The 24,518-nt window shown below is 47.9% G+C and carries 29 protein-coding genes and 1 riboswitch; of the genes, 25 read left to right on the plus strand and 4 right to left on the minus strand.

The window, feature by feature from the left end; genetic code table 11:
- Positions 1-37 precede the first annotated feature (37 nt).
- Together ACP26N_RS06230 and ACP26N_RS06235 are read right to left on the minus strand one after the other, a co-directional pair.
- Positions 38-967, minus strand: coding sequence for a peptidoglycan DD-metalloendopeptidase family protein (locus tag ACP26N_RS06230; RefSeq protein WP_188005363.1), 930 nt, complete (start codon positions 965-967; stop codon positions 38-40).
- Between the two features lie 390 nt (positions 968-1,357).
- A complete protein-coding gene (locus ACP26N_RS06235; protein ID WP_131973042.1) occupies positions 1,358-2,092 on the minus strand; it encodes a peptidoglycan DD-metalloendopeptidase family protein in 735 nt (244 codons plus the stop codon).
- Positions 2,093-2,430: 338 nt separating this feature from the next.
- Here ACP26N_RS06235 and ACP26N_RS06240 point away from each other — a divergent pair, with 338 nt between their 5' ends.
- The 9 genes from ACP26N_RS06240 (at position 2,431) to ACP26N_RS06280 (ending at position 8,397) form a co-directional block, all read left to right on the plus strand.
- Positions 2,431-2,892 (plus strand): NUDIX hydrolase, encoded by a 462-nt coding sequence (locus ACP26N_RS06240; RefSeq protein ID WP_426355065.1) that lies wholly within the window; start codon positions 2,431-2,433, stop codon positions 2,890-2,892.
- Between the two features lie 147 nt (positions 2,893-3,039).
- Positions 3,040-3,915 (plus strand): SDR family oxidoreductase, encoded by an 876-nt coding sequence (locus ACP26N_RS06245; protein ID WP_426355066.1) that lies wholly within the window; start codon positions 3,040-3,042, stop codon positions 3,913-3,915.
- 13 nt (positions 3,916-3,928) lie between these two features.
- Positions 3,929-4,117, plus strand: coding sequence for a hypothetical protein (locus tag ACP26N_RS06250; RefSeq protein ID WP_426355067.1), 189 nt, complete (start codon positions 3,929-3,931; stop codon positions 4,115-4,117).
- A gap of 134 nt (positions 4,118-4,251) precedes the next feature.
- Positions 4,252-4,542 (plus strand): hypothetical protein, encoded by a 291-nt coding sequence (locus tag ACP26N_RS06255; protein WP_426355069.1) that lies wholly within the window; start codon positions 4,252-4,254, stop codon positions 4,540-4,542.
- Between the two features lie 78 nt (positions 4,543-4,620).
- Positions 4,621-5,010 carry a hypothetical protein gene (locus tag ACP26N_RS06260; RefSeq protein ID WP_426355070.1) on the plus strand — a complete coding sequence of 130 codons (390 nt, stop codon included), beginning with the start codon at positions 4,621-4,623 and terminating at the stop codon, positions 5,008-5,010.
- Positions 5,011-5,447: 437 nt separating this feature from the next.
- Positions 5,448-5,828, plus strand: coding sequence for a GntR family transcriptional regulator (locus ACP26N_RS06265; protein WP_114596117.1), 381 nt, complete (start codon positions 5,448-5,450; stop codon positions 5,826-5,828).
- Positions 5,821-6,501, plus strand: a complete 681-nt coding sequence (locus ACP26N_RS06270; protein ID WP_114596116.1) for an ABC transporter ATP-binding protein — start codon at positions 5,821-5,823, stop codon at positions 6,499-6,501. The genes ACP26N_RS06265 and ACP26N_RS06270 overlap by 8 nt, the downstream gene beginning before the upstream one ends.
- Positions 6,498-7,307 (plus strand): hypothetical protein, encoded by an 810-nt coding sequence (locus ACP26N_RS06275; RefSeq protein ID WP_114596115.1) that lies wholly within the window; start codon positions 6,498-6,500, stop codon positions 7,305-7,307. Before ACP26N_RS06270 ends, ACP26N_RS06275 begins: the two co-directional genes overlap by 4 nt.
- 10 nt (positions 7,308-7,317) lie before the next feature.
- The gene (locus ACP26N_RS06280; protein WP_114596114.1) at positions 7,318-8,397 is read left to right on the plus strand and encodes a hypothetical protein; all 1,080 of its coding nucleotides are present in this window, start codon (positions 7,318-7,320) and stop codon (positions 8,395-8,397) included.
- Between the two features lie 77 nt (positions 8,398-8,474).
- Here ACP26N_RS06280 and ACP26N_RS06285 read toward each other — a convergent pair whose 3' ends face one another.
- Together ACP26N_RS06285 and ACP26N_RS06290 are read right to left on the minus strand one after the other, a co-directional pair.
- Positions 8,475-8,972 carry a C40 family peptidase gene (locus tag ACP26N_RS06285; protein WP_426355073.1) on the minus strand — a complete coding sequence of 166 codons (498 nt, stop codon included), beginning with the start codon at positions 8,970-8,972 and terminating at the stop codon, positions 8,475-8,477.
- Between the two features lie 215 nt (positions 8,973-9,187).
- A complete protein-coding gene (locus ACP26N_RS06290; RefSeq protein WP_131973034.1) occupies positions 9,188-10,375 on the minus strand; it encodes an MFS transporter in 1,188 nt (395 codons plus the stop codon).
- Positions 10,376-10,579: 204 nt separating this feature from the next.
- Here ACP26N_RS06290 and ACP26N_RS06295 point away from each other — a divergent pair, with 204 nt between their 5' ends.
- The 16 genes from ACP26N_RS06295 (at position 10,580) to ACP26N_RS06370 (ending at position 24,512) form a co-directional block, all read left to right on the plus strand.
- On the plus strand, positions 10,580-11,005 hold the full coding sequence (locus ACP26N_RS06295; RefSeq protein WP_131973033.1) for an OsmC family protein: 426 nt from the start codon (positions 10,580-10,582) through the stop codon (positions 11,003-11,005).
- Positions 11,002-12,240, plus strand: coding sequence for a beta-N-acetylhexosaminidase (gene nagZ, locus ACP26N_RS06300; protein WP_426355075.1), 1,239 nt, complete (start codon positions 11,002-11,004; stop codon positions 12,238-12,240). Before ACP26N_RS06295 ends, nagZ begins: the two co-directional genes overlap by 4 nt.
- Positions 12,241-12,299: 59 nt before the next feature.
- Positions 12,300-12,402, plus strand: a riboswitch (TPP riboswitch).
- A gap of 90 nt (positions 12,403-12,492) precedes the next feature.
- On the plus strand, positions 12,493-13,089 hold the full coding sequence (locus ACP26N_RS06305; protein WP_426355077.1) for a thiamine phosphate synthase: 597 nt from the start codon (positions 12,493-12,495) through the stop codon (positions 13,087-13,089).
- Positions 13,086-14,075: an NAD(P)/FAD-dependent oxidoreductase gene (locus ACP26N_RS06310; protein WP_426355078.1), complete on the plus strand. Its 990-nt coding sequence runs from the start codon at positions 13,086-13,088 to the stop codon at positions 14,073-14,075. Before ACP26N_RS06305 ends, ACP26N_RS06310 begins: the two co-directional genes overlap by 4 nt.
- The gene (thiS, locus tag ACP26N_RS06315; protein WP_426355079.1) at positions 14,072-14,275 is read left to right on the plus strand and encodes a sulfur carrier protein ThiS; all 204 of its coding nucleotides are present in this window, start codon (positions 14,072-14,074) and stop codon (positions 14,273-14,275) included. The genes ACP26N_RS06310 and thiS overlap by 4 nt, the downstream gene beginning before the upstream one ends.
- A 1-nt stretch (position 14,276) precedes the next feature.
- Positions 14,277-15,044 carry a thiazole synthase gene (locus ACP26N_RS06320; protein ID WP_131973028.1) on the plus strand — a complete coding sequence of 256 codons (768 nt, stop codon included), beginning with the start codon at positions 14,277-14,279 and terminating at the stop codon, positions 15,042-15,044.
- Positions 15,041-16,069: a ThiF family adenylyltransferase gene (locus ACP26N_RS06325; protein WP_426355081.1), complete on the plus strand. Its 1,029-nt coding sequence runs from the start codon at positions 15,041-15,043 to the stop codon at positions 16,067-16,069. Before ACP26N_RS06320 ends, ACP26N_RS06325 begins: the two co-directional genes overlap by 4 nt.
- A 108-nt stretch (positions 16,070-16,177) precedes the next feature.
- Positions 16,178-16,567 carry a hypothetical protein gene (locus ACP26N_RS06330; protein WP_131502886.1) on the plus strand — a complete coding sequence of 130 codons (390 nt, stop codon included), beginning with the start codon at positions 16,178-16,180 and terminating at the stop codon, positions 16,565-16,567.
- An 82-nt stretch (positions 16,568-16,649) separates the two neighbouring features.
- Positions 16,650-16,856, plus strand: coding sequence for a hypothetical protein (locus tag ACP26N_RS06335; RefSeq protein WP_131973025.1), 207 nt, complete (start codon positions 16,650-16,652; stop codon positions 16,854-16,856).
- A gap of 146 nt (positions 16,857-17,002) precedes the next feature.
- Positions 17,003-18,124 carry an exonuclease SbcCD subunit D gene (locus ACP26N_RS06340; RefSeq protein ID WP_426355083.1) on the plus strand — a complete coding sequence of 374 codons (1,122 nt, stop codon included), beginning with the start codon at positions 17,003-17,005 and terminating at the stop codon, positions 18,122-18,124.
- Entirely contained in the window at positions 18,106-21,114 is a 3,009-nt protein-coding gene (locus ACP26N_RS06345; RefSeq protein WP_131502883.1) for an AAA family ATPase, read from the plus strand. Before ACP26N_RS06340 ends, ACP26N_RS06345 begins: the two co-directional genes overlap by 19 nt.
- Before the next feature lie 10 nt (positions 21,115-21,124).
- Positions 21,125-21,916 carry an AAC(3) family N-acetyltransferase gene (locus tag ACP26N_RS06350; RefSeq protein ID WP_131973023.1) on the plus strand — a complete coding sequence of 264 codons (792 nt, stop codon included), beginning with the start codon at positions 21,125-21,127 and terminating at the stop codon, positions 21,914-21,916.
- Between the two features lie 59 nt (positions 21,917-21,975).
- Positions 21,976-22,713, plus strand: a complete 738-nt coding sequence (locus ACP26N_RS06355; protein WP_131973022.1) for a Bax inhibitor-1/YccA family protein — start codon at positions 21,976-21,978, stop codon at positions 22,711-22,713.
- A gap of 226 nt (positions 22,714-22,939) precedes the next feature.
- Positions 22,940-23,338, plus strand: a complete 399-nt coding sequence (locus ACP26N_RS06360; RefSeq protein WP_214765029.1) for an RrF2 family transcriptional regulator — start codon at positions 22,940-22,942, stop codon at positions 23,336-23,338.
- A 241-nt stretch (positions 23,339-23,579) separates the two neighbouring features.
- On the plus strand, positions 23,580-23,990 hold the full coding sequence (locus tag ACP26N_RS06365; protein WP_426355085.1) for a hypothetical protein: 411 nt from the start codon (positions 23,580-23,582) through the stop codon (positions 23,988-23,990).
- Between the two features lie 132 nt (positions 23,991-24,122).
- Positions 24,123-24,512, plus strand: coding sequence for a thiol-disulfide oxidoreductase DCC family protein (locus ACP26N_RS06370; protein ID WP_131973019.1), 390 nt, complete (start codon positions 24,123-24,125; stop codon positions 24,510-24,512).
- Positions 24,513-24,518: the final 6 nt, after the last annotated feature.

Consider the following 24,518-nt stretch of genomic DNA (forward strand, 5'->3'; position numbering starts at 1 on the left):
CCCTTACTTCATGAGAAATAAGGGGATGTTCGAGTTGTTACAGGTAGTTCAACGGATTGACGCTGCTTGCCGCCGATGTCGCACTGTAGACGTATGTTCCGCGATGCAGTTCAAAATGAAGATGCGTTCCGAACGCATTTCCTGTTTGACCGACCGTACCGAGAAGCTGTCCTTTTGAGACCGATTGTCCGACTGAGACCGATCGGCTGTTCATGTGGGCATAGAGACTCGTGAAGGAAGCGCCGTCGATCGAATGCTTGACCATGACATAATTGCCATACGCACCTTTTAATTGAGAAGTGATGACTTTCCCGGCTGCCGTCGCATAAACCGGTGTGCCTTTCGGGGCACCGTAATCGATTCCGTTATGGAACGTATAGCCGTAGACACCGCTTGCTTGACCATATCCTTGCGTAATCGGTCCACTGGTCGGCGTGATGAAATCGTTTGAGGCTTTTGTTGCCCCACCCGAATTGGTTAAGCTCGTAACCGTATATTTTTTGACGTAATCGGCATGGACAAATCGTTTGTTACCGTTATATAAGAATTTAATCCAGTCTCCCGTCCGACCGAGGTAACGGAAGGTTTGTCCGCTGTTGACGGTCCCGACCTGGGAACTGCTTGTGGACGAACTGCTTCTGACGCGGAGATTATCGACCATGATTTTGATTTTATATGATGTCGTGACAGAATATTTTTTGACATATGTAGAAGAGACGTAGACTTTACGTGATCCGTACAGAATTTTTGTCCAATTTCCGGTCCGGCCCAAGTATTTGTATGTATCGCCTTTATCAAGACCTGTGATGATGCCGTATGTCGTCGCGGGACCGGTGCGGGCACGCAATCCGTCGTTCATGACTTTAACCTTATAAAACGTTGCCGCATCAGCTTTTGGAACGGCATATGTCGAGAAACCGGCGATGGCAATAGCAGACACCGTCAGCGTAGTAAATAATTTTTTCAAATCAGTAAATCCTCCTTTGAATCTGTCGGACCTTGTCCGTGTATGTGGGTGGTGTAATATGTAATGTTGTTCTATGGAATTCTTAGATGAGTGTACCATTAGTAAAAATGTTTAAATATTACAATATTATTTCTATAATGTTTCGTTATTTTATATTATAGAGAATAGAAATTATTTTTTGCCTTATTTTAGGTTATTTATTTTCGAACTGTCTTTGCCCAATTCATTGATTTGAATTGATTGAACGGGGATTTTTTGAAATTATTCGGAAATCAGAACAATCAGTATGTTATGATAGTTTTTCCAATAATTAGAATGAATTTATTTCAGGGGACTTATTTTTAAAAAGGTTTAAAAAAACGGACACCCGTAAGAGGGTGTCCGAAGTAATCATAAAACGCTGAGCGGGTTGATCGTGTTGGCTGCTGATGATCCGCTGTAGATGTAACCGCCGCGGTGAAGTTCGAAGTGAAGGTGTGAACCGGTTGAGTTCCCGGTACTGCCGACGTTACCGATTTTCGTTCCTTTGGCGATTGACTGACCTGAATAGACCGAACGGCTGCTCAAGTGGGCATAGACACTTGTGTAGGTCAAACCATTCACTTTATGTGTCATCATGACATAGTTGCCGTATGCACCTTGGTAGCCGGATTTGATGACCTTACCGGAAGCAGTCGCACGGACCGTTGTCCCTGTTGCTGCTGCGATGTCGATGCCGTTATGGAACGTGTATCCGTAGCGGCCGCTTGCACTTCCGTATCCTTGCGAGACGCGTCCGCTTGTCGGACGGAGGAAGCCTGTTGAGAAGGAAGCTTTTTTAGCTGTAGCCTGTTTGCCTGTGCTGTATCGTTTTACATAACTGGAATAGACGTAGCGTTTTTTACCGCCGTATGAAATTTTCGTCCAGTTGCCTTTTTTACCATAGTATTTAAAGGTTTGTCCGGCATTGACGCCAGCGACGATTTTATATTTCGTAGAAGGACCGGTCCGGACACGTAATCCATCGGCCGTGACTTTGACTTTATAAGAAGAAGAGCTTGCAGCTTCAACTTTTCCTGTACCCGTGCTGGCAAATCCTGAAACGACGAGTGCGCTCATCGTGACGGTTGTTAAAATACGTTTCATGTAATAGTTCCTCCTGATGTGAAAACAATTGACGGTCGATGATTGGTGACAGATCGTTGCTGTCTTGCTTAAAGTATAAGGCTGTATATGAATACTGCGTCGAAGTAGTAAATTTGATAAACCGAGTATAGCATCGGTCGTTTTGAAAATAACATTTCAGTTTGATTGCTTAAATATAGGAAATTAATATGTATTGTAATATATCGTTTTAAATAATTCTGAAATGCTGTCATACCAGCGAAAATTTTATTACAGGTTATCGATTTTTTGACATAATTCTGATTGTGGGAAACTGTGAAAAAGTATGGGTCGATAACAAAAAGGAGGAAGATTACAAGATGGATATTAAATTTACCGTGGGACAGCAACGGTTTAACCACCGGGCCGCAGCAGTGATCGTCAAAGAAGGTCATCTGTTGATTCACAGAAATGTTCGGGATGATTTTTGGGCATTGCCGGGCGGACGGATACGTTTGATGGAATCAGGAGCAGAGGCGGTCATCCGCGAAATCAAAGAAGAGTTGGGGCTAAAAGCTGAGGCTACGAGGTTTTTAGCCGTCCAGGAAAACTTTTTTACATATGATGAAGTATCATTCCATGAAGTCGGTTTTTATTATGAAGTGAACGTATCAGATGACATGACGGTCACTTCGAAAGATTTTTTCGGAGTAGAGGGAGAAGAGTTAGTCTATCGTTACGTTCCGATTGATCAATTGCAAAGCGTAAAATTGTATCCCGAAAAACTGACGATGATGATTCAGTCCGGTGAGTGGGCACCCTTATTTTCAAACGACGTGTAATGGGTGGTTTTGGTGTATCCCTATATAGAAGAAACGAATTTAAAAAAACGATGATTTTCATCGTTTTTTTTTCGTTAGACGTTTATTGATACATGGCAAGGGAATGTTAATGAAGGTAGTCATCTATTGAAAAAGGGGTTGGGTCATATGCGTGAAGAAGAGTTGGAGCAGATGCATCAACAGGCACGGGGACAAACTCAGGATCAGCAACCGGGGATTGAATCCGAGATGAATCCGGAACCGGTGTACGATGATCCGGAATATGTCGGATCCGGTAAGTTGAAAGGTAAAGTGGCGTTGGTGACAGGCGGAGACAGCGGCATTGGGCGTGCCGTCGCGATTGCCTACGCCAAAGAGGGCGCAAATGTCGCTATCGTGTACTTAAATGAAGGACAGGATGCGGAAAAAACGAAAAAATTGATTGAAGGGTATGGTGTCAAAGCATTGGCGTTTGCGAAAGACGTCAGTCAGCCGGAGAATGCTCAACCAATCATCGATAAAGTCATCGAAACGTTTGGCCAGTTGAACATCCTCGTCAACAATGCCGGGAAACAGTTCCCGCAGGACGATTTCTTGGCAATCACACCGGAACAACTAAAAGAAACGTTCGAGACGAATCTCTTCTCGATGTTTTATTTGACGCAAGCCGCCTTACCACACTTGAACAAGGAAGACTCCATCATCAATACGTCTTCTGTCACGGCATACCGTGGCGCACCATCATTGATCGATTACTCGGCGACGAAGGGAGCAATTACGTCATTAACTCGTTCGCTGGCATCGAACCTGATTGAAAAAGGAATTCGTGTCAATGCCGTCGCACCGGGGCCAATCTGGACGCCGCTCATTCCGGCGACGTTCTCAAAAGAAAAAGTCGAATCACACGGGGAAGATACGCTCATGAAACGCCGCGGACAACCGTCTGAAAATGCACCGGCCTATGTGTATCTGGCATCACGTGACTCGAGTTATGTCACCGGGCAAACGATTCATATCAATGGTGGCGATTACATTACATCTTAAGGAGGAAATCATCATGAAGAAAAATCCGAACGAAGTGCCGGAACACGAACCGAATCAACAGCCGGATGAGATTCCGACAACACCTCCGTCAGAAGTACCGGAGACACCGCAGGAAGATCCGATCCGTCAACCGGAACCTGATACCTTCCCGGAACCGACGGAAATTCCGGATACACCGCAAGAAGATCCAACACCTTACTAAACAAGACAGGCTGATTCTGGACATCGTTCAGAGTCAGTTTTTTTATTCCAAAGATTTTTGATAATTTTCAAATAATTTGGGAACCCTTACATTATCTTGAACGTAAAATAAGATATCAAAAGGGGGAATCACTCATGGACTTTCTATTAGCATTTTTGGCATTAGGGGCGGGATTTTGGTTTTTCTACAGTTACTTACTTGGATATCGAAACAAAAACATCACAATGACATTTGATGATCGGTTTTACACGTTGGATGAACACGTCAAAGCGATTGAACATAAACTCAAACAAGACGGAAAGCTTGTCGAATATTTAGGTAATCGCCGCTTTTTAGTAAACGGGAAACGATATTTGTTCGTTGAGCGAACTGTTCCGATGTCAGGTATTCCAGTTCAACAAACCATTTTAGAATTCCAAAAATAAGATTATTCATGCCGCCTCTCTACGGAGTGCGGTATTTTAGTATGATTTCATAAACCACAAGAAAGGATGAAAACAGCTTTGGATAAATATTCTCTACAAGAATTTGTTCCGAAAAGAATAGAGTTTATAGACAAAATGATGGTAAGTCGTTTTCATGCCATTTCTGTCGATAAAAGCGACAAAAAAATTGCGAGGGTGATGGAGGATCCGTTCATACCTTCTTATGATACGATTTGCGGTGTGTATTGCATCTACAGAAAATCGGTATTAGATGTATTAAACGGCAGCATAGCATCGTTTAGCAGTTATGAATTTGAAACAGCATGTTCCTCGGACAAACTAATAATAGATGAAAATGTGGAGGATGTATTAGATTTTGCAACAGTGGTGATCATTGCTTCAGAAGATAAAAAATACATGTCTCACTACTTCATTGTGGAAATTCTAAAAAACTCAACAGTATATTAAACGTTTGTTCAGGATTCCCTAAAAGTGCGAATAAAAACTTTTTAAATCTTACCATTAACCGTTTTAAAGAAGATGTTAGTGTCGTTGGAAACATGGATTATTTGAAAAATTTACTGAATGAAGTAGTGTAAGGAAAGAGGGAAGGTGCTGATCAAAGTGCACCTTCTCTCTTTCTGTTTGTGCAACCTTTAAAAGAGTAGTGATATGTGCATTTCAATCGTGCACTTAAAATATTTTCGAAATGCAAATGTTTTAAGTAAATGAAGTAGCAAAAAAGTTAGAGGTACTATATCTGCCATCTAATTCTATCCCTATGAATTAGGGGTAAAGTATTTTTTGGAAATAGATTGACAGTCAACTGTACTACGCGTATGATACAGAAAGAAAGTGTATTACTGTTTTAATACAGTAAACGGGAAAGGGAGGTCAAGACCACGATGCAATTTGACCAAAGAAGCCCGGTGTATCTTCAAGTCGTCCGATGGTTCAAGGAACAAATCGCGACGGAAGAACTGAAGTGCGGGCAGGAAATTCCATCGCGCCGGGAAATCGCTGCGCAACTCGGAATCAATCCGAATACGGCACAAAAAGCGTACAAAGAAATGGAGGATCAGCACTTGATCACGACAGAACGGAACGTCCCAAGTAAAATCACGATGGATCAGGAAGTAGTCAAAAAAGTCCGGACGGAGATGCTGGATGAAGCAGTCGCCCAGTTCATCGAGGCGGTCCAGGCAATTCAGATTCCGCTCGGTGAAGTCGTCACGAAAGTCGAGACGATGTATCAGTCAACGGAACGGAGGAAGATCGATGCTTGAAGTCCATGGTTTGAAAAAACGATACGGTCGGAAGAAACCGATTTTAGAAGGGGTCTCGTTTTCGGTTCGTCCGGACAGCATCACTTGTCTGATCGGTTTAAACGGCGAAGGAAAATCGACAATCCTGAAAGCCATCATGGGTCTTGTCCCGGTCGATGCCGGAACCGTCCTCGTCGACGGAGAAGTCTCACGCGAAAAAATCGCCTTTGTTCCGGATCTGCAAACGATGCCCGGTTACATGACAATCGGTGATGCTTTGCTGTATATGAGTGATTATTATCCGGACTGGAATCCGAAGGTCGCGGAAGAATTGATGGGTCTGTTCAAGTTATTAACGACCGACAAGATTTTAGAATTATCGAAGGGGAATCAGGCGAAGTTCAGTCTAGTGCTCGGTTTTGCACTCGACCGTCCGTATCTGTTGCTCGACGAACCGTTTGCCGGGATTGATTTATTTACGAAAGAACAGATTGCCTGGATCTTTTCGAGTCATTACATGGAAGGACGCGGCATTCTGATGACGACACATGAAATCATTGAAATCGAACACTTGATTGACCGGGTCGTCTTTTTACAGGACGGCCGGATCATTGATGAACACGATACGGAAGAGATGCGCGAAGTATACGGAAAATCGGTCCAGGACCGGATGCGGGAGGTCTATCAGCGATGAAACAATACCTGATGTTAACGAACGAAGAGTTAAAACGCAGCTGGAAAATGATTGTCTCGGTCATTCTTGCGATGGCAAGTATTGAAATCCTGACCGTCGTCGGACGGGTCATCTATCATGAACGTCAAATTAAAGAATATATGAGTTATTCGAAATTGACCGAATCGGAAGCTCTGCGTTCGTTTGGAAAGTTATCATTCGGACTGGCCAGTGTTTATTTCGGCTATATCGTTTTGGTCGGGATCGTCCTCGTTATTTTGTATGCTGTTCAAATCTGGTACCGGGATTGGTTCGGAGAGTCCAAGTACATATATCGTTTATTGTTGTTACCAGGTAGCCGGGCAAAAATATTTTTTGCGAAATTTACATCATTAGCCCTTGTTATCATCAGTTTCATTGGTTTGCAATGGGTTGTTATCCAACTCAGTTATGCCATCTTTAACTGGTTGATTAAAGATGACTATCGTACGTCATCTTTTAATATCCCGATTGAATTAAATCAGCTGTATACGATGAATTTGATAGATACGCTAATATTAGTGGTTTTAGCGCTTTTTATTGTAAGTTTCTTGTTCATGCTCGTTTTACTGGAACGATCTTACCGTAAAGTGAAAGGACTATTGTTCATTGTTCTTGAAGTGGTCGCTTTTTTCATTATTATGGTGGGAGGTATGTATGTAATTGAAAAGCTGGATTTCTTTTTGTCACAAGAAATATCAGCAATCATGCTAGCGATTTTTGTGTTGTACTTTGTTTATACGATTTGGAAAAGCCTGCGTTTATTAAAATGGAAAATTTCGGTCTGAGGAGGGCGTCATGCGAAAATTTAATTTTTTACTTATCCTGGCTGTCATAAGTTTCCTGACGATAGGGATCTACACCATATTTATACAATCGATCGATGAATCTGACTTTACCGTTGAGACGGTCAAAGGTGACCCGAAACAGCCGGCTGTCCGGTCTGTTCAAGCAGAACTTTATGATGAAGGGTTAAAAAAAGTTGATTACAACGTTGCGCTGGACGGTCGAGTCGAAAAAACGAAAGATAATTGGATTAGTGGCATGTTTGAAGGTCCATATAATGAAAATGGTGCGCCAGCTGATTTCCGACGCTTCATCCGTTCAGATTACGTGCTTACGTTCGAACAGCAAGGCACCACGTATGCAATGGGTACAAAGGACAATAATAAATGGGAATTACAGTATTGGGAGAAGGGTAAACAGCGTGTCGTCAAAAAAATCTTTCCGGCACCTCCTGAAGCTCGGAAGTTAGGTGAAACTCAACTCAGTCCAGATAAACGGTTTGGCAACAGTTTATACGTCCTTGCACAAGACATTCAAAACGATTCGGAAACGTTATTATACAAAATAGATTTGAAAAACGATACGATTCAAAAAATCAATTTACCCGTTACTTCTAAAGGTGAGATAATTATTCTAGGTATCCACAATGAGACAATTGTTTATTACACAACGGAAATCGTTGAAGGGGCAGATGATGAAAAGGAGACACTGTATCTTAGTGACGGCAAAAAATCTCAGCGTTTAACGGGATTGAAATCGTTCGGTAATGAAGAAACTAAACTAAGTACAGATGGAACGAAACTGATTATGCTTGAACGTGAACCAAAAAAATTAAATTGGACTATTTACGATCTGGCATCAAAGAAATCGATAAAACATAAGATAAGTATCCCGTCAGTAACGGATGAGTCTGGATCAGGAGAGTATACCGAACTGAAAGATGATCTGATTTATACGGCTAATCGAACTGGTGACGGTGTTTTCAATGTACTTGTCATTGATGCACTATCAGAACGTGTCATATATGAAGGAAACATCAAAGACAAACTCAAACGAACAGAAACGACTTTGAATTCACTTGTCTATAATTGATTGGCAGTCATAAGTATCACAGTATTCAAAAAACAGTCATCCGAAACTCGTATGAGTTCCGGATGACTGTTTTTGTTTCACTGATACGATTTGATGATGATGTCCTGTTTCGTGTAGTAACTCCATGTCAGGTCCTGCGATTCAACCTTTTTCGTCGTCACGGCAACGAACTTGTTTTTCCCGGTGTAGATTCCGACGAAGTTCGGTGCTTTCGCCTTTTTCGCCTGGACGAACAACAAATCACCCGGAACGGCTTTTTTGAGTGTGACGGTTTTGAGCGGCATAGCGGCTTGTTTCGCAATTGTCCGCTCGAGTGTCAGACCGCTTTTTTGATAAACGTATTGTGTGAAGCCGGATGCGTCAAAGCCTTTTGTTGTCGTCCCGCCTTCTTTATATGGTGTTCCGATCAAAGACGTCGCGAGTTTCGTAATAGCCGCTTTCTTTTTTGCAAGTGCTTTTTCTGATAATGGTTTCGCTGTCTCGACTTTAGTCGGTGTTGCAGCAAATGTTGTGACCGGACTGACTGTCGCTGTCAGTAAGAGGGCTGTTAATGGAAGGGCATAATACGATTTCATAGTAAAATCTCCTTTTTCGTAAGTGGGATGAAAAACTATCTTTACCGTACCATGCCGATTGACAGATTAAGCAACAAATTGGATACGTTCACCTAACAGTCTTGTAAGGTTCAGTCTGAGCAAACATCGGCTCTAAGTTCCAGATTCCACATAAAAAGACTTCCGTTCCGTTTACCTCAGTTAAAGGCATTATTGGAACAGAAGTCTTTTAACTGTTACGCCCGCTGATCGAGGCGATGACTGACAGCCGTCAACGCAGCTGCGAGTATAGCGACGGCACCACCAACAAGCGCGATATTCATGATCGGACCGTTCGCATAGACGAGTCCACCTAAAGCAGAACCGAAGGCAATCCCGACATTGCTTGCGACCGGCATCAAGGAAGCAGCCAGTCCTTTTGCTTCCGGATTAAACTTCTCTGCTAGGTCAATCAGATAGATTTGTGTTGAGGTCGTCAATAAAATCGACATCAAGGACATCAAGGCAATGTTGATCAGTCCAAGCGAAACGGACGCTGTCGTCACGTACAGGGCAGCAAGCACGATTGCCTGGACGATGAAGACGAACCGGAGACGCCCGATCGGATTCCGGCTGGCGATTTTTCCGGCCAGTATATTACTGAAGATTGAGACGACACCGTAGGCGAGTAAAATCGGACTGATCCAGGCCGACGGCAATTTCAGTTCCAACTCAAGCACGGGGACGAGATACGTATAAACGACATATGTCGCGCCGAACCCGAATGACGGAATGAAAAAGGCAATCATGATCCGTGGATTGGCGAGTAAGCTGAGCTGTTCGCGGATCGAGCCGGACGATTCCGATTGCTGAACCGGAACGACTTTCAAGACAGCAAGCAGGGCGATGACACCAAGACTGCTTGTCAGCCAAAACGAGGCGGCGTAACCGGCATGTTGTCCGATGAATGTACCGATCGGCACACCGAGAACGTTTGCCATCGTAAATCCGCCAAAGATGAACGAGACGGCGACGCCGCGTTTTGCGATCGGTACACTATCGCTTGCGACGACCATCGCCAGTGAAATCAGGACACCCGTCAGAACAGCCGTCACGATCCGAGACAACAGCAACAGTTCATAATTCGGTGCGATCCCGCTGCAGATATTCAGAATAATCCAGACGAAAATCAGACTGAGCATTAACTTCCGCCGCTCAAGGTGTCCGGTCAAGGACATCGTTATCGGTGTTCCGATGGCGAAGGCGATCGCAAAGGCGGAGACAAGCGTGCCGGCTTTTGCAATTGTGATGTTCAGACCGTCCGCAATTTCAGATAAAATACCGACGATGACGAATTCGCTTGTTCCAAGGACAAAAGTCAACATGGATAACGTCGCGATTAACAACCAGTCGGCTTGACTCAAACGAGTCGATGATGATGACATATACAATTCCCCACTTCTGGCGCCTGTGCGCAAAAAAACTATCGTTTATCAGAATAGCATGATTTAAGAAGGGCGGAAACCGGATTTACCTGACCCGGAAAAAGAAGCATTATTGTGAATAGACAGTCAATTTCACCTGTCACTGATTCGGGTATACTAACAGAGTAGGAAACATCACCTAAATCAGAAAAGGACGTGATCTTGATGCAAGCAACAGTCACTTGGAATCAAAAGATGGGCTTCAGCGGGGAAACCGAATCCGGACATCACTTAGCGATGGATGCGGCACCGGAAAACGGCGGGGACAATCAGGCACCCCGGCCGACGGAGCTCTTGCTTCATGCCGTTGCCGGCTGTACCGGCATCGATATCGTCTCGATTTTAGAAAAGATGCGCTTGACGCTGACGTCATTTGAAATGGATATCGAAGGCGAACGGGCGGATGATCATCCCCGGCGTTTCACGACGATCTCGATTCATTACCGGCTCGAAGGTGATTTACCGGACGATAAAGTCCGCCGGGCGATTGCCTTATCAAAAGACAAATACTGCTCGGTCTCGCAATCGCTGAACGCAGAGATTGAAGTTTATTACTCGATCAACGGCGTCCGGAACGAGGAACCGATTTGAAACGGATTGTCCCTGTTCTGTTGGCAAGCGTCCTCCTTGCCGGTTGTGCTGACGAGCCCGTACAACCCGCTGACCCGCAACCGAAGCCGGCAAAGAAAACAAAGCCGCCGCAGCCGGATCGACCTTCTGCTGCTGAACGGGCAGAGAAACAACTCAAGCAAACCGTTTCGAACATGTCGACGGCGGAAAAAGTCGATCAATTGCTGTACATTGGCGTAACGGGAACGGCTTTGACACAAGCGGACCGTCAATTATTGCAGGACCATGCGCTCGGTGGTGTCCTGCTGCTTGGTGGCAATATCACCTCAACCGATCAACTGAAAACCTTCACAACAGCGATTGCCAAGGCGCAAACCGCTGATTCAAAAGCGTTCCTTGGCTTTGACGAGGAAGGCGGACGGGTCAGCCGGGTCCCGGACGCACAGCTCAAATTATCACCGAGCCTGTCGTTTGGTCATAAAAATGATCCGGCATTGATGAAGGAAGTCGGACAGACACTTGGTTCGATTTCCCGTTTTTACGGCTTTAATATGGATTTCGCACCGGTCCTTGATGTGAACAGTAATCCGGCGAATCCAATCATTGGCGACCGGGCGCTCAGTGCGGATCCGCAACAAGTCGCCCGGCTTGGTGTGCCATTGATGCAGGGCATGAAAGAAGAAGACATCGTTCCGGTCGTCAAACATTTTCCGGGACACGGGGATACGACCGTCGACTCGCATGTCGGTCTGCCGCGGGTCGATGCGACGAAAGCGGAACTTGAGCAGACGGAGCTGGTCCCGTTCAAACGGGCGATTCAGGAAGGGGCCGAGATGGTCATGGTCGCGCATATCCTGTTTCCGGCACTCGACAAAACCCGTCCGTCTTCGTTGTCGAAACCCGTCATGACCGGGATGTTACGGGATGAGCTGAAGTTTGACGGTGTCATCATCACGGACGATTTGGTCATGGGAGCCATCACAGAACGGTACGGACTTGCCCAGGCGGCAAGTCTTGCCCTCGAAAATGGTGCGGATATGGCGATGTTTTCCTCACCCGGTGCGTACGCGTCCGTTCATAAGGAAATCATGGCACGGATTAAACAAGGTAAATTGTCGAGAGCAGATCTGGATCAGAAGGTCATGCGGGTCTTACACTTAAAACAAACGTATGACTTGTCGCAAACGAAACGTGTCGACGAATACCAACGCTTGATTGAGCAGGTCAAAGCGGTCGAATCGGACATGCGACACTAATCAAGGGTAGAACAAATCGGACTACCCGTGGTAAACTACAGGCGTACCACACAAATCAATATCTACACTAGGGGAGTCTCGCAGCAGACTGAGACGGAAGTATCCGGACCCTTTGAACCTGATCTAGTTCGTACTAGCGGAGGGAAGTGGATTCCGATCATTCATAGAGGATGCGACGACTGTCGCCCTTTTTTGTAGGACCACTCCATCAGTTCATGGGGTGGTCCTTTTTCGTGTGGAAAGGGGGAAATGATGAGCCAGTTACATCTGATGACAACCGGCAAGCGGCATCCGGACATACTCGAACATCTGTTGCCGAAACTCACACTATCCGTCGACCGGATTCATCTGCGGGAGCCGTTATGGTCAGCGAAGGAACTGGTCGTGTGCATCGAAACACTCGTGCGACGAGGCGTAAAGACAGAGCAATTAATTGTCCATGACCGGCTGGACGTGGCAGTCGTCACCGGCACCGGAGTTCAGCTGACAACACGCAGCATTCCGGTCGACCTCGTCCGTCACCGTTTTCCGGAACTGGTGATCGGTCAATCGGTTCACTCGTTAACGGAAGCGATAGCGGCGGAACAAGCCGGTGCTGATTACGTCCTGTACGGCCATATTTTTGAGACGGGATCAAAACCGGGTGTACCGCCCCGGGGACTCGACGCCTTGAAACAAGTTGTCGACTGGACATCGATTCCTGTCATTGCAATTGGTGGCATTACACCGGACAATCTGCCGGATATCCTGGCGACCGGCTGCGCAGGCGGGGCCGTCTTGTCGGGCATTCTCGGTCAGGCGTCTCCGGTCGAAGCAGCCAACCGATTCCGGGCGGTGATGCAACGATGACACGCCCGGATGTTTTAATCATCGGAGCCGGCATCATTGGTTTGACGCTCGGCTATGAGCTCCTGCAGCGCGGGAAAACCGTTCATTTGCTTGAACAGTCAACTGTCGGTCAGGGAGCGACGCAAGCAGCAGCGGGAATGCTCGCGACAGATGAAGAATTGCTGGCACCATTACATGAACTGGCCCGGCTGAGCCGGACGCTGTATCCGGAATTCGTGCAACAATTGTTTGACGAGACCGGTCTCGGAAGCGGGTATCTGGAACAACCGTTTCGTATGCAACAGGCGCATCACTGGCGGACGTTTGATTCGGTCGGACAGGTTGATCCGCGGTTGCTTGCACAAGCATTACGCAGTGCCATCGAACGACGGGGCGGGGTAATCGAAGAGGCAACGGTCGTAGCACGTCTCGTACGGGACGGACAAACGGTGACCGGCGCCGAGACGAACCGGGGGCTACGGGCGGGCAGACAAATTATTGTCGCCGGTGGTCGCGGATCGGAAGAATTGTTACAGACGGTCGGAGTGACGATTAACACACTTCCGGTCAAGGGCGAGTGTCTGTCTGTCCGGCTGACGACCGGACAACTCAATCGGACGCTGTTTGGTGATGCGGTCTATTTAGTCCCGAAAGCAGACGGACGGATCATCATCGGGGCGACGGAACGGGTTGGTGATGAATCAACGACCGTCAGTCTGAACAGTATTCGTTTGTTATTGAATGCAGCAGTAAAGCTCTATCCGCCGCTTACAGAGGCCGTGTTCGTGGAAGCTTGGTCCGGTGTTCGACCGCAAACCGGGGACGGTCTGCCGTATCTCGGAGCAGTGGACGGAATCGATGGGTTGTTCGTCGCGTCAGGCCATCACCGGCATGGCATCTTACTGGCCCCTGCGACGGCCAACGTCTTGGCCGATTGTCTCATGGGGCAAACGCCAAGAGTGACACTGGATGGTTTTAACAGCCGACGACAGGAGGAAAGCAGATGACTATCCGATTGAATGGGAAAAACTATGCTTTGACAGAGGAAATCAGGACGTTACACGATTTGTTGGAGGAACTAAAGATTCAGGGACAAGTCGTCATCATCGAGCAGAATCATCAAATCATCGACCGGTCGAGCTATCCGGATACGGACGTTACGTCCGGAGATGTCATTGAAATCGTTCATTTTGTAGGAGGCGGATAACATGTTAGAAATTGGCGGAAAAACATTTGCATCACGATTGTTACTGGGGACAGGAAAATATTCGGATAATGAGAAGCAACAGCAAGCGGTCGAAGCATCGGAAACAAACATCTTAACGTTTTCCGTCCGGCGTCTCGACGTCTTTGCAAAGGAACAGAACGATCCGCTCGCAGCGCTTGACTTAAGCTGCTATGATCTCTTGCCGAACACTGCGGGTGCGAAGACGGCGGAGGAAGCGGTCCGCCTTGCCCGCCTTGCCCGGGCCTCAGGGATGTGCGATATGGTCAAGGTCGAGGTAATCGGTTGTGACAAGACACTGCTGCCGGATCCGATTGAAACATTACGAGCAGCAGAGGAATTAATCAAGGATGGCTTCATCGTCTTGCCGTATACATCAGACGATTTGTTGCTTGCCCGTCGGCTCGAAGAACTCGGCTGTCATGCGATTATGCCGGCAGCATCACCAATCGGTTCCGGACAGGGCATTTTAAATCCGCTCGCGCTCAGCTTCATCATCGAACAAATGTCAGTACCGGTCATCGTCGACGCCGGCATCGGTTCACCGGCTGACGCGGCGTACGCGATGGAGCTCGGAGCTGATGGTGTCCTATTGAATTCAGCCGTCGCGCATGCGAAAGACCCGGTCAAGATGGCACGTGCAATGAAGCTTGCGGTTGAAGCGGGACGACTCGGCTTTGAAGCAGGACGGATTGAGAAAAAACGGTATGCGACGGCGAGCAGTCCGACGACCGGGATCAGTCGCCCATGATGGACCGGTATAGCCGACAAATCCGCTTTCGTCCAATCGGACAGGAGGGGCAGGATCAACTGGGACAGCGGCACGTCGTCATCGTCGGTCTCGGTGCACTCGGGACAGCGAGTGCGGAACAGCTTGTCCGGTCAGGAATCGGACGAGTGACTCTGATCGACCGGGATTACGTCGAGTGGAGCAATTTACAACGGCAACAACTCTATACGGAACAGGATGTCAGGAACCATTTGCCAAAGGCGGTTGCGGCGAAACGCCGGCTCGGTGCCGTCAATTCGACGGTGACGATCGAGGCGATTGTCGAAGATGTGACGGCAATGAATATTACACGGCTTGTCGGACAAGCAGATTTGCTTGTGGATGGGACCGATAACTTCGTTGTCCGGATGCTGATCAATGATGTTGCGGCAAAATTTCGGATTCCTTGGATTTACGGTGCATGTGTCGGCAGTTACGGCATGACCTATACGATCCGTCCGGGACAGACCCCTTGTCTGCATTGTTTGCTCAATCATTTGCCGAAACAGCAGGAGACATGTGATACGTCAGGCGTCATCAGTCCGGTCGTCCAGCTGGTTGCGGCGCATCAAGTGACGGAAGCATTAAAATACTTGACCGGAGCGGAAGCTGCATTACGGCAGACGGTGCTATCATTTGATGTCTGGAACAATCAACAGAGCCAAATCAATGTTGTGTCCTTAAAACAATCTTCTTGTCCGTCCTGCGGCGATAACCCCGTCTATCCGTACCTCAATGCTCAGCCACTTCACTTCGTGACATTATGCGGCCGGGATACCGTTCAAATCCGCGGGGAAGGGACCCGTGATTTAATCCGGCTTGAACAGGAGATGAGTGGCCGTGGAATTAGCTGTCTACGCAATCCGTATCTGTTGATGTTCGAGACGGAACAACATCGGATTACCGCCTTTGCCGATGGGCGAATCCTGCTTCACGGCGAAGCGGATCTTGCGCAAGCGAAACGGATTTACGAGACCTATTTCGAAGGGACGTTCACAAAAAAATAAAACATTTTTTTGAATACATGTTTTAGATGTTTAAAAAAGAGGTAAATAAGACTTCAGACGTAAGTCGGAGATTTTTGGTGAAATTGAATGTGAAGAGGAGTGATTACGATGAAACAAGAATTCGATCAATCGATCCAGTCATTGGATCAGACGAAGCGGACAGACCATGCAGCTGAAGCCGTTCAGCAAGCGAATTGGAATCCAGACCGGTATCGGACGAACCTGAATCCGTTCTATCTGTCACCTTGCAGCGTCGAACGCCGGGAAGACCGTCAACAGGAAGTTGACCGGATTGTCGAAGTCGAGCCTACATCCTCCCCTCTCCAACAGTTATTCGAGCAGAAGCAGGAAGAACATATAACAGCAATTGAACCAGGTTCTGCGAAAAATCCCGGAGGAAAATTTACGACCGGGATTGTCGTCGGGGCAATCATCGGAGGGTCCGTGTCTATCTTCACGTCGGTCAAACGATTTCGTCAAAAGCGCCACACCCACTGAAGATGACAAATAAGCCGTCCGAAAAACCGCCTTCCAGCTAAACAGGAAGGCGGTTTTTGTCTATTGTCAGGAGGAAGCTATAATGAATTCAGACAAACCTGAGGCGAATCCTTTTGAGCTTCTCGCAAAGCCGGCACAACGGGCCCTGAGTGAACACGGCGTGACATCATTGGAATTGTTAGCGATGTATCATGAACATGATATTCTGCAGTGGCACGGAATCGGACCTTCTTCGATACCGAAGTTAAAACAGTTGCTTGGTGAACGTGGACTGACCTTTAAAACATGATGCATCATAAAACCCATTGCTTGACCGGGAGACTATCGGTCAAGCAATGGGTTTTACTTGGTTTGGAATCGGTCAGATCATCGTCAGAAACATTCAAGTCATGCTAAAATAAGGATATTATAGAGGAAAAGTGAGCGTGATGAGAGATGAAATGGATTCATACTGCCGATTGGCATTTAGGAAAAATCGTTCATGGCGAATCGATGCTCGACAATCAGCGGGCTGTTCTCCAGGAATTTCTACAATTGCTTGACCGGGAACAGCCGGACGCGGTCATCATTGCCGGTGATCTGTATGACCGTGCCGTCCCGCCGACGGAAGCGGTCGAACTGCTTGATACGGTGTTAGCCGACATTGTTCTGGAACGGAAGATTCCGGTCGTCGCGATCAGCGGCAACCATGATTCAGCGGAACGGCTGAGTTTCGGTACACCGTTATTACAACGGGCGGGTCTTCACCTGGCAGGTAAATTGACGGAGGCGATCGAACCGGTTCAGATCAACGGCGTCCGTTTTTATCCGGTGCCGTTCGCAGATCCGGCGACCGTCCGCTATGTCTATCAGGATGAAACAATCCGGACGCATGATGACGCGATGCGAAAAATCATCGGAACGCTGGACATCGATGGACCAAGTGTCCTCGTTGGGCATGCCTTTGTCATCGGCGGGCTTGAGACCGATTCCGAACGCCAATTGTTGGTCGGGACAGCGGGACAGGTCAGCGCCAGTGCGTTTGCTCCGTTCACCTATACGGCGCTCGGACATTTGCATAATCCACTTGCGATCAAGTCGGAGACAATCCGGTACAGCGGTTCGTTATTGAAATATTCGTTTTCGGAAGCCAGTCATGTCAAAGGCGTCGATATTTTGACACTGAACGAAAACGGGACGTTTGACCGTCGCTTCGAACCGTTGACGGCCAAGCGCGATTTGCGTGAACTGACAGGCAGTCTTGCCGAACTGACGGATCCGGTCTTCGTCGAAACACAAGCGACGGACGATTACATTAAAATCAACCTGACGGATGCCGAAGCCTTGATTGATCCGATGGGGAAACTGAAGAAACTGTACCCGAACATCCTCCATCTCGAGCGGACCGGCTTCACCCGCGAAAGTACCCGGGCGGTCCAGGCATCACGCGATCAGGTCCAGGCGGCGACGCTGACGGATCTGTTCCAGGAGTTTTATGAAGCAGTCCGGGAAAAACAACCGACGGATGCAATGCAGGCCGTCTTAGAGGAGGAAGCTGCATGCGTCCAGAACGATTAACCTTACGTGCGTTCGGACCGTTTGCCGACGAACAGACAATTGATTTTCGCGCACTCGGCGGTCGGACGATGTTCGTCATCTCGGGGAATACCGGTGCCGGGAAAACGACGATTTTTGATGCGCTGACGTTTGCTTTATATGGCGAGACGTCAGGCGGGGAACGGGAAATGAGCGATTTGCGCAGTCATTTCGCGAAACCGGAAGACAAGACGGAAGTTGAACTCGAATTTCTGTTAAAAGGCGAACGCTACCGAATTATCCGGCAACCGAGTCAGCCGCATCCGGTCAATAAGACGGATTACGGCCATGAGGCGGAACTCGCCCGGCATGACGGGACGGCCTGGAAGCCGCTTGCGCTGAAAATCCCGGAAATCCGCCAACAGGTGCAGGAACTGTTACAACTCGATCACAAACAGTTTTCGCAAATCTTATTGCTTCCGCAAAATAAGTTCCGGGAACTGTTAATGGCGGAGTCAAAAGATAAGCTGCAGATCCTCAAGCAGTTGTTCAAGACGGAACATTATGGGGAGTTTCAGCAACGGCTGCACCGGAAAGCGCTGGATCTTGCTGCGGCGATCAAAGAAACGAAAACGAAGCAGCTTGCGAAGCTCGAAGAATTACCGCTCGACCTCAACTGGTCGGAAGCGACGGAAACGACAATCCGTCACCAGACAGATACATTGCTTGTAGCACTTGATGAAAAAATTGAACAGGCGAAAACGGTGGAACAGACAGGACGTCAAACGGTCGAACAGTTGACGGAGCGGCTGCGGCAGGCGGAGCACCTCGAGCAGACATTTACCGAGTACGATCAATTGTTACATCTCGAAAAACAGCTCGCCTTGACGTTGCCGGAAACAATACGTCAGAAAAAACAATATGACGCGGCTTCCCGGGCAGCAGCCATCCAAGGGGTGTACGAAATGTTTCAGTCGGAGGAACAATCGGTCCGGCAATTGACCGGGACGAAACAAACCGTCCTGTCCGAACTCAAGCACCTGCAACAGCAACTCGACCAGGTCAACCGGACCGTCGAACGATTGACGATGCAGGAACCGGAAATACGCGAGGCGTCACGGCGCCTGGAGCAAATCACGGAAGAGCTGCAACGGCTGAAGGATCAAGAACAATTGGTGCGTCAACAAGAAGACTTACGGCGTGCCGTTGCTAAGCTGAATCCGGACGCATTACGTGAACAACGGACCCGTCAGCGCAGTGACCGGACACAGCTGCAGGCAGAGATTTCGATGATGATCGACGATTCGAGCACCCGTCTGTCCTTACAGGAACGCCGCTTCGTCCTGCAATCCATGGAACAGAAACACTTAGAGTGGCAACGGAATGAAGCCGATCGGCTCCGGTTGATCGAGCAGGGGACACGCGTGAAAGTGGAGAAAGAACAGGCTGAAAAAACGTACACGGCTGGCCGGCAGAATGAACGCCGTCAACTGGCAGCGGAACTTGCGGCACATCTGCATGACGGGGAAGCATGTCCGGTCTGCGGTAGTGCAACGCATCCGCAACTTGCTGTCAAAACGGAAGCGCTCGATGTCGAAGCGTTGCATCAGGCCTACTTAACCGCACAATCGGCGCACCAGGAGTTACAGGCGACGTACCGGACAGTCGCAGAACGGAAACGGCAACTCGAACAGGAACTCGCGACACTTGCAGACGGACAACCGGTTCCGACCGATGTGACCGCGATTCGTTCTGAAATCAACGACTTGAAAGGGCAAGAAAATAGATTACAGCAACAACAGGAACGAAAACAGCAACTGGATCAACAGCTCCGGACAATCGAGACGGCATTGGAACAGGCGGACCGGCAAATCGAAGAGGAGACGAATCAGCAGTCGAAACTGTTGCTTGAGCTCGCTCGGCTTGAAGGCATGCTGAACCGAAATCCGGATGAGCCGTCACGTCGTGAGTTGGAAACCGAACAGCAGACACTGACAAAACGATTGGCGGAGTTTGAAGCGGCACGGACAGCAAGTCAGAATCAAAAACAACGGCTCGATCAAGAAGTCGCGGCACGAAGTGGACGCCTCGAGCATATCGAAGAAGAATTGGCGACACATACATCCAAGCAGACGGAAGTCAAACGCGTGTTTGAACGGAGTTTACAGGAAGAACGCTTCGAGACAGTCGAACAATTCGAGCAGGCCCGTCTGACACGACAGATGATGGAAGGGTTAGCGGAGCGACTCGAAGCCGACCGGCGAAAACGGCAGGATGTCGAAAGTGGTCTTGGGCGGATCCGACAACTGATTCAGCAACAGGATCGTCCGGATCTGACGGCTCTTCGTCCGCTCGTCAGACAAGCGGAAGCGGAACTGGCGACAGCGACGGATTACCGGATTGGCGTTGAGAAAGAACAGTTGCACATCAAACAACTGGTCGATGCCTGGTCGAGTCTTCAGCAACAAATCGAAGCGGAGGATGCACGGTACGGTATCCTCGGTGAGCTGGCCCGGGTCGGTGTCGGAGAGAACGCGCAACGGATGACGTTTGAAACGTATGTCCAGACCGCCTACTTTGACGAAATCCTGCAGGCGGCGAACCGTCACTTGCACGGGATGACGTCCGGACGCTTCCTGCTCGAACGGAAGACGGAAGCCGGAAAAGGCTTGAAGAAATACGGTCTTGATTTAAACGTTTTTGATGCCTATACGTCGCAGACTCGTCACGTCAAGACGTTGTCCGGCGGGGAAAGCTTTAAGGCCTCACTCGCCTTGGCACTCGGTCTGTCGGAAGTCGTGCAGGAAGCGAGCGGAGGTGTATCGCTTGAGACGATGTTCATCGATGAAGGATTCGGTACGCTTGATCCGGAATCGCTCGAGCAGGCAATCGAAACGTTGTTATCGATTCAGGCAAGCGGTCGGATGGTTGGAATCATCAGTCATGTGCAGGAACTGAAATCACGGGTCGATGCGAAAATTGAAGTGACGCAAGGTAAAACAGGATCGACGATTCGTCTTGTCGTCGAGTGAGGGGTGCGAAATGGAAACGAGACAAATGGTCACGAAATCAAAACTGATCGCAGATTTAAAACAGCTGGGGGTCACGCCCGGTATGAAAGTGTTCGTCCACAGCGCGATGAAACAGATCGGCTGGATTCCCGGCGGGGCACAAGCGCTGATCGAAGCGTTGCAGGAAGTCATCACGCCGGACGGTCTGATCATGATGGCGGCACAGAGTACGGATAATTCGGATCCGAAAAACTGGAGCCGTCCCGCCGTTCCGGAAGATTGGTGGGAAACGATCCGTCAGGAAATGCCGGCGTATGATCCGGCGAAGACACCAACCCGGAGTATCGGCAAGGTACCGGAACTGTTCCGGACGTTCCCGGGCGTCAAACGCAGTGCCCACCCGATGTGGTCAGTCACGGCGTGGGGAAACGAGGCATCGGAATTCGTTGCCGGACATACGATTGAAAATGGATTTGGTCCTGGTTCACCGCTTGAAAAGTTCATCGAAGCGGACGGACAGATTCTGCATCTCGGTTCACCGTGGGATTCGACGACCGTCTGGCATTACGCCGAATACGGAGTCGACCGGCCGCTCGAGGAATCGGGATGTAAGATGCTTCAAGGAGATGAAGAAATCTTCATTCGTTATCAGCACCGGATCATCGACAGTGATCCTTTTGGACCGATCGGCGAAGGGATTATGGACGAACCGTTCGTCACGACAGGTAAAGTCGGACAGGCGACGTCGCACCTTGTCTCAGCGAAAGCATCGATCCCGGTCGTCATGCTGCAGCTGAATGCCTTAAATAGTTGGTTAAGCTGAAACTTTTCCGGGAAACAACCGTAGTAAGAAATAGAAAAAATAGAAGGAGTGAACGCAAGATGGCAACACGATTTAAAGTGAATCCGGCCTTACGCCGTGGTTTTGAAACGGCACGTGCCGGTGAACGGCCGATGACGAAGGCAGGGACGATGAGTAAGATTTTCCTGTTGCTCGCCCTTGTCACGGCAGCAGCCGGTGGAACATGGTTCTTCTTAGCCGCGAATCCGCAATTTTTAGTACCGGCTTTGATTGGCGGAGTCGTCCTCGGATTGATTCTCGCGCTGATCATCACGTTTAAACCACGAACGGCACCCGTGCTCTCACCGGTCTATGCAATCGTCGAAGGGGTCGCCGTCGGAGCGATTTCGTTGATGTTCGAAAGTATGTACCCGGGACTCGTCGGTAAGGCGGTCCTCGCGACATTCGTCGTCTCGTTTGCGATGTGGTTCGTCTATACGACCGGCATGATCAAAGTGACACAACGATTCCGTTCGGCTGTCACGGCAGCGATTCTTTCAATCCTCGTCTTGTACGGCGTCAACTTGTTGCTCGCGTTGTTTGGTGTCGATCTGCCGTTCATGACCGGCAGTTCGCCGCTTGCGATCGGCATTCAGTTTGTCATCGTCATCGTCGCCTCACTGTCGCTCGTGATGGACTTTGATTTCATCTCGCAACAAGTCCAGGCCCGTGCGCCGAAATCGATGGAGTGGGTGGCCGCGTTCGGATTAATCGTAACGATCATCTGGCTCTACATCGAGTTGCTTGATCTGCTGTACCGTTTGGCAGCACGGGACTGATTATTACGAAAAGACATTGCGAAAACGCAATGTCTTTTTTTGATGGAAGAAGCACATAAATGCATTCGGATAAAAAAGGTAGAACCGGAAACCCTCAATTCGATTGTAAAATCCAAGAAAATATTTTATATTTGATTATATTATGTGCAAGTGCACGCTAACAAGATAAACATACTCTCATGTAATTGTTTGATTAGAACGGCAAGAACTCAAGAAGGTGAAAAGAATGAAAATGACACGGTCGACGGATTATGCAATTCGCGTTCTGCTCTATGCCACTTTGAATCCCAACCGGCTTGTTCAAATCCAAGAAGTAGCGGATCATTACGCCATTTCCAAAAATCATTTGATGAAAATTGTCCATTCATTGAGTAAGTTCGGGTTAATTACGTCTTATCAGGGACGGAATGGGGGATTTAAGTTAGCCAAAGCACCGAATGAAATCACGCTGGGTCAAGTGGTGGCTTTATTTGAAGAAGTTTCGTATTTGAAAGAAGTATTGCCAACACACGAGAAAGAATCGCTTCGAAATACGCGGCAAGCTTTTGATAATGCTTTTTTATTATTTTCAAATGCTTTGCAAGCGTACACATTAGAAGATTTAACAAAAGTGCAGATTGGATGAAACGAATAAGCACGGTCTTCTTTTTATCAAAAGAAAAAGTGGACCGCTTTTCGTTTTTTTTATGGCTTCGGATTCGGTCTGAAAAGACGAAATATGTTAAACTAAAAAAGGCTAAGCAAATCAGGTTTCTTTGGAATTAAACATACGATATTCTTATATGTTTAATGTTTTGGCTGGATCTTGGCGCAACAAAAGAAAAATCTTCGAACATTTGGTATCGAGGTTAGAAAAGAGGTTTTTGATGTCTGAGATAAGCATTGAACGCATCATTCGTTTTATTCAAAAATTAATTCACCCTCCGTTTTTCCTTACGACGCGGCGGGGAAGAAATCATGAAGTTCACCTTGAAGTCCGGTATTTGGACGTGTCAGAACGTATGAAATCGTCCCTTCTTAATGAAACCATCCATCTCTTACATATGCATACAAGTGAAGAAGTGAGAGAACGACTACATGAGGAATTGCTGGCGGTTGCCGTCTATACACAAAAACATTCGACCTTGCTTTTTGCGTTCAGCTTGATCAACGAACCGCCTGTTCGAATCAAATTGATTCAGAATGAGCAGGTGACCTGTCAGACTCTTATCCGGACGCAGGATGATTTAAAAGCATTCGTTCAGAGCCTAGATACGCGATGGATGAGACAGGATTGATCGTCTCTAAAACATGTATAAAAATGGTATGGATTGATCATCGATAGCAATAAGAAGCGAAATACAGGTTTGCTTTATGGATTTGAGCTAAACTAGAAAAAAGGAAATCATTGATAGAGGGAGGACACAAACGTGAAGCCAATCATTTTATTTGATGGGGAATGCAATTTGTGTGATGCCAGTGTGCAGTTTATCCTGAAACGGGATCAAGGGTACTATGATTTTGCTTCATTGCAGGGCGCGACTGGACAGGAACTCATTCAAAAACATCGTTTACCATCTGATTTAAACAGTGTTGTGGTTATCGAGCAGGGAGTTCCTTATATCAAATCGGATGCAGCGCTACGGATTACCAGACACTTAAACGGCGCATGGCCATTCGCTTCGTTTTTCCGCTTCTTACCGCGTGTCGGAAGAGATTTTGTGTATGATATTGTCGCGAAACACCGGCATGAATGGTTCGGAGAAAAGCAACAATGTATGCTTCCTTCTAAAGAAACACGCGCCCGATTCCATGACTGATACGGG

It is taken from the genome of Exiguobacterium sp. R-39, assembly GCF_049942815.1.
GTDB lineage: Bacteria > Bacillota > Bacilli > Exiguobacteriales > Exiguobacteriaceae > Exiguobacterium_A.

Coding starts and splice junctions, on each gene's coding strand:
- ACP26N_RS06285 (WP_426355073.1), bottom strand. CDS start 8,972: ATGAAATCGTATTATGCCCTTCCATTAACAGCCCTCTTACTGACAGCG.
- ACP26N_RS06325 (WP_426355081.1), top strand. CDS start 15,041: ATGATGGACCGGTATAGCCGACAAATCCGCTTTCGTCCAATCGGACAG.
- ACP26N_RS06295 (WP_131973033.1), top strand. CDS start 10,580: ATGCAAGCAACAGTCACTTGGAATCAAAAGATGGGCTTCAGCGGGGAA.
- ACP26N_RS06365 (WP_426355085.1), top strand. CDS start 23,580: ATGTCTGAGATAAGCATTGAACGCATCATTCGTTTTATTCAAAAATTA.
- ACP26N_RS06280 (WP_114596114.1), top strand. CDS start 7,318: ATGCGAAAATTTAATTTTTTACTTATCCTGGCTGTCATAAGTTTCCTG.
- ACP26N_RS06345 (WP_131502883.1), top strand. CDS start 18,106: ATGCGTCCAGAACGATTAACCTTACGTGCGTTCGGACCGTTTGCCGAC.
- ACP26N_RS06240 (WP_426355065.1), top strand. CDS start 2,431: ATGGATATTAAATTTACCGTGGGACAGCAACGGTTTAACCACCGGGCC.
- ACP26N_RS06335 (WP_131973025.1), top strand. CDS start 16,650: ATGAATTCAGACAAACCTGAGGCGAATCCTTTTGAGCTTCTCGCAAAG.
- ACP26N_RS06320 (WP_131973028.1), top strand. CDS start 14,277: ATGTTAGAAATTGGCGGAAAAACATTTGCATCACGATTGTTACTGGGG.
- ACP26N_RS06340 (WP_426355083.1), top strand. CDS start 17,003: ATGAAATGGATTCATACTGCCGATTGGCATTTAGGAAAAATCGTTCAT.
- ACP26N_RS06310 (WP_426355078.1), top strand. CDS start 13,086: ATGACACGCCCGGATGTTTTAATCATCGGAGCCGGCATCATTGGTTTG.
- ACP26N_RS06250 (WP_426355067.1), top strand. CDS start 3,929: ATGAAGAAAAATCCGAACGAAGTGCCGGAACACGAACCGAATCAACAG.
- ACP26N_RS06290 (WP_131973034.1), bottom strand. CDS start 10,375: ATGTCATCATCATCGACTCGTTTGAGTCAAGCCGACTGGTTGTTAATC.
- ACP26N_RS06360 (WP_214765029.1), top strand. CDS start 22,940: ATGAAAATGACACGGTCGACGGATTATGCAATTCGCGTTCTGCTCTAT.
- thiS (WP_426355079.1), top strand. CDS start 14,072: ATGACTATCCGATTGAATGGGAAAAACTATGCTTTGACAGAGGAAATC.
- ACP26N_RS06270 (WP_114596116.1), top strand. CDS start 5,821: ATGCTTGAAGTCCATGGTTTGAAAAAACGATACGGTCGGAAGAAACCG.
- ACP26N_RS06235 (WP_131973042.1), bottom strand. CDS start 2,092: ATGAAACGTATTTTAACAACCGTCACGATGAGCGCACTCGTCGTTTCA.
- ACP26N_RS06255 (WP_426355069.1), top strand. CDS start 4,252: ATGGACTTTCTATTAGCATTTTTGGCATTAGGGGCGGGATTTTGGTTT.
- ACP26N_RS06305 (WP_426355077.1), top strand. CDS start 12,493: ATGAGCCAGTTACATCTGATGACAACCGGCAAGCGGCATCCGGACATA.
- ACP26N_RS06265 (WP_114596117.1), top strand. CDS start 5,448: ATGCAATTTGACCAAAGAAGCCCGGTGTATCTTCAAGTCGTCCGATGG.
- ACP26N_RS06355 (WP_131973022.1), top strand. CDS start 21,976: ATGGCAACACGATTTAAAGTGAATCCGGCCTTACGCCGTGGTTTTGAA.
- ACP26N_RS06275 (WP_114596115.1), top strand. CDS start 6,498: ATGAAACAATACCTGATGTTAACGAACGAAGAGTTAAAACGCAGCTGG.
- ACP26N_RS06330 (WP_131502886.1), top strand. CDS start 16,178: ATGAAACAAGAATTCGATCAATCGATCCAGTCATTGGATCAGACGAAG.
- ACP26N_RS06350 (WP_131973023.1), top strand. CDS start 21,125: ATGGAAACGAGACAAATGGTCACGAAATCAAAACTGATCGCAGATTTA.
- ACP26N_RS06245 (WP_426355066.1), top strand. CDS start 3,040: ATGCGTGAAGAAGAGTTGGAGCAGATGCATCAACAGGCACGGGGACAA.